Origin of the sequence: Martinezella tropici (assembly GCF_003287875.1) — a bacterium.
GTDB classification, from domain to species: domain Bacteria; phylum Pseudomonadota; class Alphaproteobacteria; order Rhizobiales; family Rhizobiaceae; genus Rhizobium; species Rhizobium tropici_C.
On sequence record NZ_QMKK01000021.1, the window covers coordinates 117,690 to 133,618 of the forward strand.

Consider the following 15,929-nt stretch of genomic DNA (forward strand, 5'->3'; position numbering starts at 1 on the left):
ATGCGCCGACCCATGCTGTCTCAATAGGTGACATGGCCCTTCAGCGATTGCAGTAGCGAGCGGTAAGCCCAGCTATTTTCGCCGCCGCGATCGCGGATCTCGACCAGCTGCACGCGGGCGCCCTGAACATCGCCCTGCTCGAGGAGGGCCTGTCCCATATAGGAGCGCGCAAGGATATAATTCTCGTCGCGTTGCAGCGCCTTGCGATAGTAGCTCATGCCGAACTCCATGCGGCCTGCTTTGCGATTGGCGTAACCAAGGTAGTTGAGGATGCGGGGGTCGTCCTGGTTCCTCGCCAGCTTCAGGACGATGATGGCGTTATCATACTGCCCCGCATAGGCGAATTCGCGCGCTGCCTGGAACAGTTGATCGTCATTGAAGGCGCTTTGCTTTGGCTTCACGCATTGCTTCTTATCCTTGTCCCAAACCTTGCCATCGGTGCATTGGGTGGTCGTCTTGCTCTTTGGCGGCGGGGCCGTTTCGTCATTTTCCGAGCCGGCGGCGATGGCCTGGAGGCTGGCGGCAGCCAAGAATCCGGCGGCGAACGCCACAGTTGAGAAGCTTTTCATCACCGCCTTGAAACCCATCCTATCCTCCCGGGATTCCGATGGTCCGATTGTAGCTCCGTATCTTAGAAAACGCTACCGAAACGATGCGCGCGACGTTCTAAAATGCCGATCATGTCGCCAGGATATCGATGCCTTCCGGATCGACGCCATTGCCGTTGTCGTTGAGGCTGTAGCGTTCGGCCTTCAACTCCCAGGCGCCGGGACGACCGGCGATCGTAAAGAGATTGTAGGCGGCGCGCGGCTTCAGGCCACCGACCCCTTGCGAGGCGGAAGCGATCCCGACGATCGGCACGGGACCCATGTGGCCGCGCAGCCAATGCAAGGTGTTGAGATGCGTATGCCCGTGCAGGACCAGTTCGGCCCCGCCCGTCGAGAGGACCGCCGCAAAGCGGCGGATGCCGATCATGCGCTTGTAGAAGCTGGTCGCGCCGCGAATCGGCGGGTGATGGATCATGACGACACGAAAGAGCCCGGCTTCGCCGGCAGCGCGCAGGATATTGACCGTCTCGCGCGCCTGGCGGGCGGAGTAGAAGCCGCTGGCGGCAAAGGGCGGCGTGGCGACTGCGGTCGAGCAGCCGATCAGCGCCACTTGATCCCGGATGCGCAGATAGGGAAAAATGCGCTGGTCTTCCGGCCATTCGGCGGGAGCGTGATCGCCGCTCACATAGGGATACCAGGCACGCATGGCCTTTTCGTAGGCGCCGGGCACATAGGCATCGTGATTGCCCGGCACGACTGACGTGTGCAGCGGATCGCCGACCGTCTTCAGCCATGCTGCTGCGGTCTGGATCTCCATGCCGCTCGCAAGATTGACGAGATCGCCGGTTACGGCCAGATGATCGGCCTGCTTTGCCCTTATGTCGTCAAGAAGGAGATCAAGCGTACCGCCAAAAAGGTGCTTGCGCCGGTTTCGGTGCCAGTTCACAAATCCGGTAATGCGTTTGGAGGCGAGCTCTCTGATCGAAAGGCGTGGCAGCGGACCAAGGTGAACATCGGAAATATGCGCGAGCTTGAACATGGGATGAGACATAGCCCACTCTATTGTCAAAACAAATACATGCCCAACCTCAATGCGGATCGGGACATCGGGTTTCACGCATGAGCGACGATATTTCGAGGGACGAAAAGCAGAGTTTGGCAGTGCGGTTGTTCGGCCGGGCACTGCATGTCTATTTCGGCCTGACTCGCAGCATGACGCTTGGCGTGCGCGCCGCCTGCTTCGATCGGGAGGGGCGAGTGTTCCTGGTGCGCCATTCCTATATCGCCGGCTGGCATATGCCCGGCGGCGGCGTCGAACGTCATGAGACGGTGGAGGAAGCGCTTGCGAAGGAGCTGCGGGAGGAGGGCAATCTGGTGATCTCGGGCCGGCCGCAGCTCTTCCACGTCTATTTCAACAATCGCACCAGCAAACGAGACCACGTCGTTTTCTACCGTGTCGAGGTCACGCAGACCGCGCCGCGCAAGCCGGATCGCGAGATCGTCGAAAGCGGTTTCTTCGCGCTCGATGCGCTGCCGCCCGGAACGACGAAGGCAACCTATCGCAGGCTGAAGGAATTGGAAGGAGCGGAAGCCCCTTCCAATCACTGGTAGCCACCGGCATTCAAGTCAAGCGGCTTTTGCCAGTCGCTCGCGGCCGTGCGGGCGATCAAACTCCAGATCGGGGCCGACCGGCACGATGCCTGTCGGATTGATCGTCTTGTGGCTGCGATAATAGTGGTTCTTGATATGCGTCAGGTTCACCGTCTCGGCAACGCCGGCGATCTGATAGAGATCCCGCAGATAAGCCGAGAGGTTGGCATAATCGGCGATGCGGCGGATGTTGCATTTGAAATGGCCGACATAAACGGCATCGAAGCGGACGAGCGTCGTGAATAGGCGCCAGTCGGCTTCCGTCAGCCGGTCTCCGAACAGATAGCGCTTCGTCGCCAGCCGCTGGTCCAGCATATCGAGGGTTTCGAAGAGGCGAAGTGCGTTTGCCTGGTAGGCTTCCTGCGTCGTCGCAAAGCCGGCCTTGTAGACGCCGTTGTTGACGGTATCGTAGACGCGCTCGTTCAATGCATCGATATCGGCGCTGAGATCGGCGGGATAGAAATCCGCCTTGGAGCCGGTGAGGCCATCGAAGGCGGTATTGAACATGCGAATGATTTCGGCCGATTCGTTGTTAACGATCGTGCCGGTCTGCTTGTCCCATAGAACGGGAACGGTCACCCGGCCGGAATAACGCGGATCGGCCTTGACATAGACCTCCCAGAGCTTCGTCGCGCCGAAGAGATGGTCGACGGTGCCGCCGTCTGTGCCTTTGAACTCCCAGCCATTTTCCAGCATCAGCGGATCGACGATCGAGACCGAGATCAGCTCCTCCAGCTTCTTCAGCTTGCGGAAGATCAGGGTCCGATGTGCCCAGGGGCAGGCGAGCGAGACGTAGAGATGGTAGCGCCCGGCTTCAGCCTTGAAGCCGCCGGTGCCTGTCGGCCCAGCGCTGCCATCCGCGGTCACCCAGTTTCGGAACTGCGACGCGGCGCGCTTGAAATGGCCCTTCGTTTCTTTGGTATCGTACCAGACGTCATGCCAGACGCCGTCCACCAACATGCCCATTGCTTGATCCTTTCGGGAAACTGCCGAAACTATATATCAAGAGATACGGCATGCACGCCGGATTTCGAGACGGCAAATGATGAACACTGCGTCGCATGCATGGCTGAGAGGCTTCGGGCACCGGCGTTATGCGTGAAGGCCAGAATGTGGGCACGATGCCGCATTAAAAAATGGCATCATGTATTTTGCATTGGACGCGCCGGATATTTCCTGCTATCCGGCTTTTCACAATTTAAGGACCCTTGTCATGAAAGTAGCCAGAAGCCTGCGACGACGCCGATGATCTTGAACGCTCCACGAGCGCTTTCGGGAACAATATCGTTCGTCTATCTGGTTTCACTGGTCTAATGTACAAGCACGATCTGGTCTACCTCACTGAGGATGCGTCGCACGACGCCGTCATCGAAATCATCAACGAAGAAGCGTTCGGTCCTGGCCGGTTTACGCGCGCTGCCGCTCGCATTCGCGAACAGGGGCCGCATGACCGGTCGCTGTCCTTCATCTGCGCCGACGATGGCGAGACGATCGCCTCCGTGCGGATGACGCCGGTGCTGGCCGGATCGGTCAAGGGCCATCTGCTCGGCCCGCTTGCCGTGCGCCCCTCCCACAAGAACAAGGGCATCGGTCGCGAGCTCGTGCGCATCGCCGTCGAGGCCGCCAAGCGCAAGGGCTCGGAAGCCGTCATCCTCGTCGGCGATCCACCCTATTATGGTCCGCTCGGTTTCGAGAAGGTCGCCTACAACGCATTGACCTTCCCGGGGCCTGTCGATCCCAACCGGGTGCTGGTCGTGCCGATCGCCGCCGACACGCATGCGCGGTTGCACGGTTCGATCGCCTGGCGCGATGATTCCACTGCGGCTACGGAAGCCGAAGACGACGATCTGGATGATGTCGTGCAGTTCACGGCGATCGCTGTCTAAGGCGCTATCAATAAAAATCGCCCTGCTTGATGTCAGCGGGGCGACAACGTCTTCTTCAGAAAGAATCGGCTGCGACCAGCCGGGAAATCCGGCAGTTCGCCGAAGATCGTATAGCCCTGCCGCTGATAGGCTTTCAGCGCCTGCGGGTTGAAGGTATCGATCCACGCGCCGAAACAGCCGCGCGCGCTTGCCTCCGCTTCCGCTGCCTCTAGCAACTTTCCGGCCATGCCCTGGCCGCGCAGACTTTCGGGCACGAAGAGCCATTGCGTGAACAGCCACCCCCAGGCGGTATAGCCGGAAATGCCGCCGATGGTCCTGCCGGCATCGTCGCGGATCAGGACCGCCAGGGGACGGCGCTCCGAGGGCCCGACATCGGCAGCATTGAAGGCCGTCAATCCCTCGCTGATGGCTGCGAGTTCGCTTTCGCTTGGGGCATCGGTCACGTCAATTTTCATCACGGTCACCGTCCTTCGCGCCACCATGTGGCGGAGAAGGCAAAGAGGAGGGCGGCAAGACCGGCAAAGCCCGCAAACAGCGGCAGTGTATTGATGCCCTTCAACACGGTTTCGTCGGTCATGCGGATGGTCAGGCGCTGGTTGTCGGCGACGCGCACGGCGCCGCGCACGGGAAGGACCTGAGGCACTGTCACGCTGCCATTGACGCCGGCAACCCGGGTGACGAGACCCTTTGTTTTCTGCGACAGCGGCTTCAACGTCTCGGTGGTCGAGATCATCGCCCGGAATTCCGGGGCATCGATGGCGCCGATATGGACGAGCGTCGACAGATTGCCATTGGCAATCTGATAGAGCCCGATCTCGTCCATATGTTTTTCGGCCTGATAGAGACCCGGCTGCGTCTGTTTCAGCGGCAATGTCTGTGACCTGCCGGATGGCGATTTGATCGTGGCGGGGCCGGGATCGTCGCCGATGGTCTGGCGCGTCACCTGCAGCGTGCGGCCGGCGGCGTTCGCAGTCAGCGCTTCTTCCTCCAGCGCCGGCTCCTTCAACAGCCAGTGGGCGATGCGGCGATAGAGCGACACGTGCGGGCCGCCGCCTTCGAAGCCGCGCGCCCAGAGCCAGCCTTCGTCGGAGAGCAGCATGGCGACACGGCCCTGGCCGACGCGGTTCAGCACCAGCAAGGGGCTGCTATTCGCGCCGACCATCACGGTCTGTCCCTGCGGCGGTTCGACATCGACGCTGCGGAACCAGCGGCCCCAATGCGGCGGCTCGGCGTCGGATCCATCCAGGCCGCGTGTCACGGGATGTTTGCGGCCCTGATCCGACAGACGCGGATAGAAGGCCTTCTCGATCATCTGGCCCGTCGGCTCGGCCGGCAGCACGGAAGCTAGCGGCGTCAGCGCGATCGAACTGCCGCCGGCATGTTCCGGACCGGCGGCCACGAGCAGGGCGCCGCCGTTTTCGACATATTGCGCCATATAATCATAATAGATCGTCGGCAGGACGTTCTGACGATCCTGGTAGCGATCGAAAATGATCAGGTCGAAAGAATTGATCTTGTCGACGAAAAGCTCGCGCGTCGGGAAGGCGATCAGCGACAATTCGTTGATCGGGGTACCGTCCTGCTTATCCGGCGGACGCAGGATGGTGAAGTGCACGAGATCGACCGAGGCGTCCGATTTCAAAAGGTTGCGCCAAGCGCGCTCGCCGGCATGCGGTTCACCCGAGACGAGCAGAACGCGCATGTTCTGGCGGATGCCTTCGATCAGCTGGACGGTGCGATTGTTGATCGCCGTAACCTCGCCAGGCACCTCGGCGACGGCGAATTCGAGGACATTGTTGCCGGCGCGGGGCACCTTGAAGCTGAAGGGCATGTCCTGGCCGGGTGTCGCCTGCAGCGTGGCGATTTCGTCGCCGTTCATCTTGACGGTCACTGCCGCCGTGACGCCAGGGCTCTTGCCATCGTCAACGACACGAAAGACGAGCTGCTGCTCGTCGTTGACGATGCCGAAACGAGGGGCGCGCACGATTTCGATGCGGCGATCGAATTCGTCCGGCTTGCCTGTGATTAGCCCGTGGATGGGTGCGTCGAAGCCGAGTTGCTGGTTGATGCCGGGGATGTCATGGATCTGGCCGTCCGTGAGGAAGATGGCGCCGCCGATGCGGGCGGGCGGCACGTCCGCGATCGCCGAGGACAGCGCCGAGAAAAGCCGCGTCGACGGCGATTCTGCTTCCGCCGGATCGCGCACCTCGACGATGCGTGGCTCCATTCGGGGGAATTGCGCCAGCCGGTCCTTGAGCATCGCCAGAGCGTCATCCGTCATCTTGGAGCGTTCCGGTGTCTGCTGGCTGAGACTGTGGTCGACCACGATTGGGACGATGGTCGTCAGTTGCTCGCGATCCTCCTGCATCAGCACGGGGTTGGCGAGCGCGGCCAAGAGGGCAATCCCTGCCAGCGCGCGGATCCAGCCGCCGCGAAGGCGCCTGAAGATCGCAAGCGCCGCGATGGCGAGCGTCAGCACCGCCAGAGCGGTCAGGATAGGCCAGGGGAGGAATGGGGCGAAACCGATATTCATATTACTGCCCCAAGCGCTGCAAGATATCCGGAACGTGGACCTGATCGGATTTATAGTTTCCGGTCAGCATGTACATCATGATGTTGACGCCGGTGCGATAGGCGTATTCGCGCTGGGTTTCGTCCGGCGGCACGGTCGGCAGCAGCGGTGAACCGTTTTCATCGATGGCCCAGGCGCCAGCCAGATCATTGCCCGTTATGATGATCGGCGTCACACCGTCGGAGGTTGCGACCGCATTTGCGTCGCGGCGCACATCCTGCCGCGCCTCCACCCAAAGCGGACTGTCGGCATAGCGGCCGGGGAAGCTCGACAGAAGATAGAAGGATTTGGTCAGCACGTGTCCTGCCGGTACCGGCTCCAGGGGCGGAATATCGAGATTGGCGAGGATCTGCTGCAAGCGCTGGCCGTTCGGGCTTGGCGTCGAGGTATCGCCCATCGTGTCGATGGCGTCACGGGTGTCGAACAGCACGGTGCCGCCATTGCGCATATAGGCGTCGATGCGGTTGATGGCGTCATTGGAAGGCATCGGCGCGGTCGCTGAAACCGGCCAGTAGATCAGGGGGTAAAAGGCCAACTCGTCCTTGGTCAGGTCCAGCCCGACTGGAGGGCCGGGCTCGAGCGTCGTGCGATAGGTGAGATAGTCGGAGAGGCCGGCAAGGCCGCGCTCCGAGATATGATCGACCTCCGACTCGCCCGTGACGACATAGGCAAGATGGGTCTTATCCAGCCGCGAAAAGATGGTGTCGTCACCGGGTTTTGAATCGTCGGCCAATGCGATTGCCGGATGCAGGAAGATGGCAAGCGAGGCGGCCAGCAGCAGCATCGCTGCGCCACCCGCCATCGTCTTTGCCGATCTGCCGAGGCGCGGGAAGGCGCCATTCATGAACAATACGATGATGCTGTCGGCCAGCAGGATCAGGAAGGCGAGGGTGAAGAGGATCGGCTTTGCCGACCAGGCTTCTCCGCCGATTAGGCCCTCCCGTGCGACCGAACCCAAAGCCGAGGCATCCAGCGGTTTCAGTTGCGTGCCGCTCGAAAGCGTATTCAGTGCGACAAAGCCTTCTTCGGAGCCGTAGAGGCCGGGCGGATTATCGAAACTTGCAATCGACGCTCCCTTGCCGTTCGGTTCCAGCGGGCGCGCGCTGCCGATTTCGCTGGTCAATACGCCCTTTGCGGTCAGGAGCCGGTAAGGCGGCATCGCTTCGCTTCCCTTGGCTGCGGCACCTTCCGCCGGAGTGACGCCGCCGGCATGGGACAGTTGCACGATCCGGCGCAGCATTTCGACAAAATCGCCTGAGATCGGCAGGTCGGACCATTGCGGCTCGGCGCTGACGTGGAAGAGAACGATGCGGCCTGCCTGCATCTGCTTTTCGGTGACCAGCGGAGTGCCGTCGGCAAGGCTTGCCCAGGTGCGCTCGGCCAGATCCGGCGTCGGCTCGGCCAGGACCTGCCGCTTGATGAGCACATCCTTGGGCTTCGGCATGCCGGCGAAGGGGCCGAATGCCGGGAAATCGGAAAGTGGCTGCGGCTCTGCCCAGGAAAGTGCGCCGCCGAATGTGCGCTCGCCCTGCCGCAGCGTCACGGGCACGAGCGGATCGTCGGCGGGTGCCGCGGCAAGGCGCGGGCCGGCGAAGCGGACGAGCGTGCCGCCATTCTGGATCCACTTCTGCAGCGGCGCATAGGTTTCCTGCGGCAGGCGGCCGACATCGGCCATGATGATGACCGAGGGATTGCCGGTGAGCAGCTCCGGGATCGATTTGGCAAGATCGGCGCTATTCGGCTGGGTCAGGTCGACATAGGGCTGGAGGGCGCGCTGGATATAATAGAGTGGCGACAGGATCGGCTGGAATTCGTCGGCTGCCTGACCGGAAAGAAGCGCCACGCGCCGGCGCCGGAAACCATCGTCGAGCAGATAGACGCTTCCGGCACTCGCTTGCCGGTCGAGGCTTATGCGGGCGAAATCATTGCGCATCTCGAAAGGAGCGGCAATGGAGCTGGTGGCGACGGTCTGGCCGCCGGCGAAATCAAGCGAACCGGCGGCAATCGGCCGTCCCTGATTGTCCTGTGCGGTCAGCCCGAGGCGCACCGGGGCGGTACCATTCAGCCGCGTCGCGGTGACGGTCATGTTGTTGGCGGTATTGGCCGCGCCGGTGATTGCAATGATATTTTGACCGTCGCCTTCGATCAGCCGCAGCTCGCCTGGCTGCAGCGCGGCGAGCCGGCTGACGATGTCGTCCTTATCCCTGCTCTCGACGCCATCGGAGATGAAGGCGATCGTGCCGGGCTTGCTGCCGTTGAGCGCGGCCTTAACGGCGTCGGCAGCGCGCTCGCGATCAGGCCCCAGCGGCCTTGGATTCATGGCATGCAGCTTGTCACGCGCCGATGTCGCAGCTCCTGGCGTCGCATCGTTGCTCTGCTCTGCGGTGAAGGCGATCGATACGGGAATGCTCTTGGCATCCGCATTGTCGATCAGCGCGTCAGCCGTGCGTACGCGGCGTTCCCAGTCGGAGACGCTCGCCCAGCTATTGTCGATCATCAGCACCAGCGGCCCGCCGCTCGATAGCGTATTGGTGCGCGGATTGAACATCGGGTTGGCGATGGCGAGGATGACGAGGGCGGCCAGCAGTATGCGCAGCAGCGTCAGCCACCAGGGGCTGCGCGCCGGCGTTTCCTCGCGCTTGAGGATGGCGGCCAGAATGCGGAGCGGCGGGAACACTTCGGTGCGCGGTTGCGGCGGCGTCAGGCGCAGCAGCCACCAGATCGCAGGGAGCAGGATAAGAGCCGCGAGGATGGCGGGCGAGGCGAATGCAAAGGAGAGACCGCTCATGGCTGCCCTCCGGAAGCTACTCTGGCGGGCATGCCGGAAAGATACATATGCACGGCGACCAGCGCTTCGGAGGCCAGCCGGTCCGTGCGGTGGCTGACGAAGGTCCAGCCGAGATGACGCAGCGATTGGCCAAGGTTTTCACGGCGAGCGAGATAGGCGCGCTGATAATCGTCTCGCAGGTTTTCTGCGCGGCCGGCAATCAGCTTCGAGCCCGTTTCGGGATCGCTGAATTCGGTCCTTCCGCTATAGGGAAAGAGCTCTTCGGCGGGATCGGCAACCTCGATCACATGGCCTCGCAAGCCCCGGCGCGCCAAGGGGCCGATCCTGCCCATGACGCTATCGGCATCGTCGAGAAAATCGCCGATCAGCACGATATCGCTCCAGCCACGGATCATTGATGTCTGCGGAAGACCGCCTTCGAGCGGGGTATGCATCAGGGCTGCGGCCAGACGCTCGGCAGCGTTGCGGGTCGAAACCGGCTCCATGATGCCGGGGCAGCCGATACGCTCGCCGGAGCGGGAAAGAATTTCCGCCAGGGCCAGCATCAGGACGAGCGCGCGACCCTCCTTGGACACATGGCCATAGGTCGACTTATACATCATGGACGGCGACAGATCGGCCCAGAGCCAGATCGTATGCGCGGCTTCCCATTCATGATCGCGGATATAGGTATGATCGTCGCGGGCCGAGCGCCGCCAGTCGATGCGCGAAAGGCTTTCACCTTCGGTATAGGGGCGGAACTGCCAGAAATTCTCGCCGATCCCGCGCTTGCGCCGGCCGTGCCAGCCGGCGATCACGGTATTGGCGATGCGCTTGGCTTCGACGAGGCAATCAGGCACGAGGGCGGCACGGCTGCGGGCTCGGGAGAGGGCATCGTTGCCTGAGGTCGGTCTGACGATCTGTCCGATGGATGCCACGCGCTATACTCTCCTCGACATCCGGGTCACGATTTCGACTTGACCAGCCCTGCAATGACATCGCGCACGGACATACCTTCTGCGCGGGCGGCAAAAGTCAGCGCCATGCGGTGTTCCAATACGGGTTCGGCCAGTGCATGAATGTCGTCGATCGACGGCGCAAGCCGGCCTTCGTAAAGGGCGCGGGCGCGGGCGCAGAGCATCATTGCCTGGCCGGCGCGTGGGCCGGGACCCCAGGCGACATGCTTGTCCGTCGAGGCATTGCCCTGGCCCGGACGGGCCGAGCGCACCAGCGACAGGATCGCATCGACCACGCCGTCGCTGACCGGCATCTGCCGGATCAGCTGCTGGATTTCCAAGAGGCGCTCGGCATCGATGACTGCCTGCGGCGTCGCTTCGCTCAAGCCCGTCGTTTCCAGCAGGATGCGGCGCTCGTCGGCAAGCTCGGGATAATCGACGTCGACCTGCAGCAGGAAACGGTCGAGCTGGGCTTCCGGCAGCGGATAGGTGCCTTCCTGTTCCAAAGGATTCTGTGTTGCGAGAACGTGGAAGGGAGCGGGAAGGTCGTAGCGCTGGCCGGCGATGGTGACGTGGTATTCCTGCATGGACTGCAGCAGGGCCGACTGCGTGCGCGGCGAGGCGCGGTTGATTTCGTCGGCCATCAGCAATTGCGCGAAGACCGGTCCCTTGACGAAACGGAAGGAGCGGCGGCCGCTCTCGTCCTGATCCATCACTTCGGAGCCGAGAATATCCGACGGCATCAGGTCGGGGGTGAACTGCACGCGATTGGAGGCAAGGCCGAGCACGGCGCCGAGTGTCGTCACGAGCTTCGTCTTTGCAAGGCCAGGTACGCCGACGAGCAGGGCGTGACCGCCGGCGAGCACGGCGAGCAGCGTGTTTTCCACGACGCTTTCCTGGCCGAAAATGACCTTCGACACCTCTTCGCGGACGCGGGCAATATCGCCAAGCGCCTTTTCGGCTGAGGCGATGATGGCCTGCTCATCGAGGCTCGTTTCGGTCGATTTGATCATGCCCATTTGCGTCTCCAATGGCAGAAAAACGGTGTGCGTGATTCGCAGACGTTACACATTTGCCTCATAATCAATACAACTTATCGCCACCAAGACGGCTGACAAGCACGTTTCAAATGACTATCTCGTGAGAACTGTCATATTCCTGACTAACGACCAACCGGGACAGAAGAATGGCAACCGAGGAAATCAGGACAACGGGCGATGCCGCAAGCCTCGCGGCGCTGATTTCGCGCGCGGCCGGTGATAGCGGCGGCCGTAAGAAGGGGCTGCCGCCCGTCGATCGCTGGAATCCGCCGTTCTGCGGCGATATCGACATGGAAATCAGGGCCGACGGCACCTGGTTTTATCTGGGCACGCCGATCGGCCGCGCGCCGTTGGTTCGGCTGTTTTCCACCGTCCTTCGCAAGGATGCCGATGGGAAGACCTATCTCGTCACGCCTGTGGAAAAAGTCGGCATCCGCGTCATCGACGCGCCTTTCGTGGCTGTCGAGATGAGCGTAACGGAGCGCGACGGCAAGCGCGTGTTGACCTTCCGCACGAATGTCGGCGATGTCGTCGAGGCTGGCAGGGACCATCCGATCCGCTTCGTCATCAGCGGTGAGAACGATGAATTGAAGCCTTACCTGCATGTCCGGGGGCGTCTTGAAGCGCTGGTGACGCGGGCGGTCATGTACGACCTCGTCGAACTCGGCGAACCCGTCGAAATTGCCGGGCGCGAGATGTTCTGCGTGCGCTCAGGGGGCACGATCTTCCCTGTCATGCCGGTTGCGGAACTGGATGCGCTGACTCGATGAGCGAATTCCCTCTTTATTCCGCGGATGAATTCCGGCGTCGCGCCCTCAATCAGAGCGGTGGCCCGATCGATCTCGCCTGGCGCGATCATGGCGATCATCTGCTTAATCCGGAGACCATAGCGCAGGTCGCGGACCTGAAGCTGAAGGATGCTGCCGTACTCGTACCGGTCGTCGACAGCGGCGACGATGCCAAGGTCATCTTCACGCTGAGGACATCCACCCTGCGCAAGCATTCCGGCCAGATCGCCTTTCCGGGCGGTGCTATCGACCCGGAAGATGCCTCGCCGGAAATGGCGGCAGTGCGCGAGGCGGGCGAGGAGATCGGGCTGGCCGACATCTTCATCGAGCCGGTGGCGCGGCTGCCGCATTATCTGGCGGCGACCGGCTTTCGCATCACGCCGATTCTCGCGGTGGTGAAGCCGGGCTTTCACCTGGCTCTCAATCCGACGGAAGTGGAGGATGTCTTCGAGGTGCCGCTCTCCTTCTTGATGGACCCCGACCACCACGTGACCGACACGATGCTCTGGCAGGGAACTGAACGCCATTTCTACCGCATGCCTTATGGGCAGCGCATGATATGGGGCATTACCGCCGGTATCGTCCGCACGCTTTATGAAAGGCTCTATACATGACGTCCGTTGCCGATGAGGCCTGGTTTCGCGATGAGGCATTGCAGCGGGTGCTGTCGTTGCTCGATGCCGAGGGTGGCGAGGGGCGCGTCGTCGGCGGGGCGGTGCGCAACAGCCTGATGGGATTGCCGGTCGCCGATATAGATATAGCGACCACCCTGTTGCCGGAGGCCGTTGTCGAAAGAGCCGAGGCGGCGGGGATCAAGGCGGTGCCAACGGGCATCGCGCATGGCACCGTGACCTTGGTCATTGATGGAAAACCGTTCGAAATCACCACCTTGCGGCGCGATGTGGAGACGGATGGACGCCGCGCCGTGGTTGCTTTCAGCCAGGATTGGCAGGCCGACGCCGAGCGGCGCGACTTGACCATCAATGCGCTCTATGCGTCTGCCGACGGCGAGGTCGTGGATCTTGTCGGCGGGCTGGCCGATCTGGAGCGCCGCAATATCCGCTTCATCGGCGACGCGGCGACACGGATCGCCGAGGATTACTTGCGTATCCTGCGGTTCTTCCGCTTCTTCGCCCACTACGGCAGCGGCCGGCCGGATGCGGACGGGCTTCGCGCCTGCGCAGCTGCGAAGTCGAAGATATCGACGCTCTCGGCCGAGCGCGTCTGGTCGGAAATGAAAAAGCTTCTGGCGGCTCAGGATCCGGGCAGGGCGCTGCTCTGGATGCGCCAGATCGGCATATTGACCGAAGTGCTGCCGGAAACCGAGAAATGGGGCATTGACGCCATTCCGGGGCTTGTCGCCACCGAGCAGGCGCTCGGCTGGCCGGCGGAGCCGTTGCTGCGGCTCGCCGCGATCGTGCCGCCGGATGCCGCGAGACTTGCAAAACTTGCCGAGCGGCTGCGTCTTTCAAAAGCCGAAGGCGCCTATCTCCAGGCATGGGCGAATGCGCCTGTGGTCAAGGACGATATTTCGGAAGCGGCCTTCGACCGCCTGCTTTATCGTCACGACCCATCGGGCATCGTGGTTCGCCTGAAGCTGGCGCTTGTGACGGCGCGGAGCAAGGCGGAGAGCGATTTCGAGGAAATGGGACGTGCCGCGCGGCTCGGCAAGCTGCTGGAACGAGCGGCAAAATGGAAAAGACCCGCTTTCCCGCTCAGCGGTGCGGATGCACTGGCTGCGGGCGTCGCCGCGGGGCCGCGCGTCGGCGAGCTTCTTGGCAAGCTCGAGCAGGAATGGCTCGACGGAAACTTCAAGATGAACCGGGCGAGCCTTCTCGCCCGACTGAAAGAGTTGGCTGCCGCGTGATATCGAGACCCGTTGCCGGCGCCTAATCAGGCCGCATTGGCTTCGTCGCGAATGCGTGCCTTGATATTGTCGACCATGTTTTCCCGAATGATCGTCTCACCATGCGCATCGCGCATGTGCTCGACGGCACGGCGAACCACTTCGGCATCGTCCTGGGCGCGAGTATGCCAGGAGCAGCCCGGCACCAACGTACCACACTCGAACAGTCGCATATCTTCCTCCTCATCTCTCCAATCGTTCCGGTCCCTCCATGCCAAAGGCGTAGGGCTGAACGACATGGGGCTAAACGCGGTCGGTGGAAAAAAGTTTCTGCCGGCGCCAAGCCTCCCGCTTGCCGCCGGCTGTCTCCCGGATTCAATCCGGCATTGCCCAGGATCTGAAGCAGTCCGATGACTGATACTTCGTAACCGGTGGCTGCCTTGCCGAGCGATCGGCCGCGAAGCGGGCGATGTCGTTCGGTGATTTACCCGCCAGCTGCATCCTCACCTGTTCGATGAAGCAGGATAGCGGCAGGTCGGATCCGCTGCGGATCCGCATATCTTCGGCCAGTCGGACGATAAACTCGGGACTATCGACCGTGCGTGAAAGTTTCTGCTCTTTCGAAGCTTCGGTGACGTGTTTCTCTGCTGCCATTTACAACCTCCTCCGATTGAAACGAGCATTAGGTCACTTAGTCACTCCTCCCGCCGATTTCAGGGCATTATCCGATCAACTCCGTCGGATATCTAAAGCGTATCGCGATTTTTCACACTCGCCCATTACGCCCCGCATTGCCTGCTTTTGCATGTCGTTATCGCAAAACGCCGCCACACTTGCGCGACATGCATCAGGGCCAACGCACCACCGGCGGCAGGGACGAAAGAATGGACTCCACATTGCCGCCAGTCTTTAGTCCGAATATTGTACCCCTATCGTACAGCAAATTGAACTCCACATAGCGCCCGCGGCGAATTAATTGCTCGTCACGGTCCTCTTCCGTCCATGTTTCGTTGAAATTGGAGCGGACGATGCGCGGGTAGACCATCGTGAAGGCGCGGCCGACGTCGCGGGTGAAGGCAAAATCGGCATTCCAGCCGCCGGCTTCTTCCGAAGAATGCAGCCAGTCGAAGAAGATGCCGCCGATACCGCGCGGCTCGTTGCGGTGCTTCAGGAAGAAATATTCGTCGCACCAGCTCTTGTAGTGCTGATAGTCCGCGACGGCGTGACGGTCGCAGACGATCTGCATGGCGCGATGGAAGAGCGCGCTGTCGGCATCTTCCTGCGTGCGCCGGCGCTCGAGCATCGGCGTCAGGTCAGCGCCGCCGCCGAACCACTGGCTCGTCGTCACCACCATGCGGGTGTTCATGTGCACGGTCGGCACGTTCGGATTGACGGGATGGGCAATCAGCGACAGTCCCGAAGCCCAGAAGCGCGGATCTTCCTCGGCGCCCGGAATCTGGCTGCGGAAATCGGGAGAGAATTCGCCATAGACCGTCGAGGTGTGGACGCCGACCTTTTCGAAGACGCGGCCTTCCATCATCGACATGCGGCCGCCGCCGCCCTGGCCCTTGTCTCTCTGCCAGTCCTTGGCGACGAAGCGGCCGGGCTCCTGGTCGGAAAGGGGCCCGGTCAGCTCGTTCTCCAACTGCTCGAACTCCGCGCAGATCGTGTCGCGCAGGCTTTCGAACCAATGTCGTGCTGCTTCTTTCTTCTCTTCAATATCCTCGGGTAATCCTTTGGGAAGATTGGGTCGTTCCATTCATGCTCTCCGACGGCGCGAGCAGCTGGCGGCCCGCGATTCGCGCTGTATGTATCGTGAGTTGGAATATCAGCAAGATTGCGGCGCAGCCAGTGCAGCAACGTCGCAGGAGAATCG

Annotated in this window: 16 protein-coding genes; 5 read left to right on the top strand and 11 right to left on the bottom strand. The window is 61.9% G+C overall.

Translation table 11 applies throughout. The annotated features are described in order from the left end of the window. Nucleotides 1-20: 20 nt before the first annotated feature. Nucleotides 21-569 (bottom strand): hypothetical protein, encoded by a 549-nt coding sequence (locus tag DQ393_RS04855; protein ID WP_432421979.1) that lies wholly within the window; start codon nucleotides 567-569, stop codon nucleotides 21-23. Nucleotides 570-678: 109 nt separating this feature from the next. Beyond that, nucleotides 679-1,599, bottom strand: a complete 921-nt coding sequence (locus tag DQ393_RS04860; protein WP_112340672.1) for a metallophosphoesterase family protein — start codon at nucleotides 1,597-1,599, stop codon at nucleotides 679-681. Nucleotides 1,600-1,667: 68 nt separating this feature from the next. Between DQ393_RS04860 and DQ393_RS04865 the strand changes: the two genes are divergently transcribed. Further along, the gene (locus DQ393_RS04865; RefSeq protein ID WP_112340673.1) at nucleotides 1,668-2,159 is read left to right on the top strand and encodes an NUDIX domain-containing protein; all 492 of its coding nucleotides are present in this window, start codon (nucleotides 1,668-1,670) and stop codon (nucleotides 2,157-2,159) included. A gap of 15 nt (nucleotides 2,160-2,174) precedes the next feature. On the opposite strand, the gene DQ393_RS04870 is transcribed toward DQ393_RS04865, so the two are convergent. Continuing rightward, the gene (locus DQ393_RS04870; protein ID WP_112340674.1) at nucleotides 2,175-3,164 is read right to left on the bottom strand and encodes a glutathione S-transferase family protein; all 990 of its coding nucleotides are present in this window, start codon (nucleotides 3,162-3,164) and stop codon (nucleotides 2,175-2,177) included. A gap of 347 nt (nucleotides 3,165-3,511) precedes the next feature. Here DQ393_RS04870 and DQ393_RS04875 point away from each other — a divergent pair, with 347 nt between their 5' ends. Next, nucleotides 3,512-4,084 carry a GNAT family N-acetyltransferase gene (locus DQ393_RS04875; RefSeq protein ID WP_112340675.1) on the top strand — a complete coding sequence of 191 codons (573 nt, stop codon included), beginning with the start codon at nucleotides 3,512-3,514 and terminating at the stop codon, nucleotides 4,082-4,084. Nucleotides 4,085-4,116: 32 nt separating this feature from the next. Here the strand turns inward: DQ393_RS04875 and DQ393_RS04880 are convergent, their stop codons facing one another. From DQ393_RS04880 to DQ393_RS04900, 5 genes are read right to left on the bottom strand one after another with little or no spacing between them, the layout of a single operon-like run. Beyond that, a complete protein-coding gene (locus DQ393_RS04880; RefSeq protein ID WP_432421980.1) occupies nucleotides 4,117-4,539 on the bottom strand; it encodes a GNAT family N-acetyltransferase in 423 nt (140 codons plus the stop codon). 5 nt (nucleotides 4,540-4,544) lie between these two features. After that, a complete protein-coding gene (locus tag DQ393_RS04885; protein WP_112340676.1) occupies nucleotides 4,545-6,617 on the bottom strand; it encodes a hypothetical protein in 2,073 nt (690 codons plus the stop codon). 1 nt (nucleotide 6,618) lies between these two features. Next, nucleotides 6,619-9,444 (bottom strand): DUF4159 domain-containing protein, encoded by a 2,826-nt coding sequence (locus DQ393_RS04890; protein WP_112340677.1) that lies wholly within the window; start codon nucleotides 9,442-9,444, stop codon nucleotides 6,619-6,621. Then, on the bottom strand, nucleotides 9,441-10,361 hold the full coding sequence (locus tag DQ393_RS04895) for a DUF58 domain-containing protein (RefSeq protein WP_112340678.1): 921 nt from the start codon (nucleotides 10,359-10,361) through the stop codon (nucleotides 9,441-9,443). The genes DQ393_RS04890 and DQ393_RS04895 overlap by 4 nt, the downstream gene beginning before the upstream one ends. A gap of 26 nt (nucleotides 10,362-10,387) precedes the next feature. Further along, nucleotides 10,388-11,398: an AAA family ATPase gene (locus DQ393_RS04900; RefSeq protein ID WP_112340679.1), complete on the bottom strand. Its 1,011-nt coding sequence runs from the start codon at nucleotides 11,396-11,398 to the stop codon at nucleotides 10,388-10,390. Between the two features lie 167 nt (nucleotides 11,399-11,565). On the opposite strand from DQ393_RS04900, the gene DQ393_RS04905 reads away from it, so the two are divergent. The 3 genes from DQ393_RS04905 to DQ393_RS04915 are packed head-to-tail and all read left to right on the top strand — an operon-like array spanning nucleotide 11,566 to nucleotide 14,074. Continuing rightward, the gene (locus DQ393_RS04905; RefSeq protein ID WP_112340680.1) at nucleotides 11,566-12,189 is read left to right on the top strand and encodes a DUF1285 domain-containing protein; all 624 of its coding nucleotides are present in this window, start codon (nucleotides 11,566-11,568) and stop codon (nucleotides 12,187-12,189) included. After that, complete coding sequence (locus tag DQ393_RS04910; RefSeq protein WP_112340681.1) at nucleotides 12,186-12,821, top strand: CoA pyrophosphatase; 636 nt, start codon at nucleotides 12,186-12,188, stop codon at nucleotides 12,819-12,821. The genes DQ393_RS04905 and DQ393_RS04910 overlap by 4 nt, the downstream gene beginning before the upstream one ends. After that, nucleotides 12,818-14,074, top strand: a complete 1,257-nt coding sequence (locus tag DQ393_RS04915) for a CCA tRNA nucleotidyltransferase (RefSeq protein ID WP_112340682.1) — start codon at nucleotides 12,818-12,820, stop codon at nucleotides 14,072-14,074. The genes DQ393_RS04910 and DQ393_RS04915 overlap by 4 nt, the downstream gene beginning before the upstream one ends. A gap of 26 nt (nucleotides 14,075-14,100) precedes the next feature. Here the strand turns inward: DQ393_RS04915 and DQ393_RS04920 are convergent, their stop codons facing one another. From DQ393_RS04920 to hemF, 3 genes are all read right to left on the bottom strand, one after another. Then, a complete protein-coding gene (locus DQ393_RS04920; protein ID WP_112340683.1) occupies nucleotides 14,101-14,286 on the bottom strand; it encodes a DUF1059 domain-containing protein in 186 nt (61 codons plus the stop codon). A 142-nt stretch (nucleotides 14,287-14,428) separates the two neighbouring features. Continuing rightward, on the bottom strand, nucleotides 14,429-14,707 hold the full coding sequence (locus DQ393_RS04925; RefSeq protein ID WP_112340684.1) for a hypothetical protein: 279 nt from the start codon (nucleotides 14,705-14,707) through the stop codon (nucleotides 14,429-14,431). A gap of 193 nt (nucleotides 14,708-14,900) precedes the next feature. Next, a complete protein-coding gene (gene hemF, locus DQ393_RS04930) occupies nucleotides 14,901-15,812 on the bottom strand; it encodes an oxygen-dependent coproporphyrinogen oxidase (RefSeq protein WP_112340685.1) in 912 nt (303 codons plus the stop codon). Nucleotides 15,813-15,929: the final 117 nt, after the last annotated feature.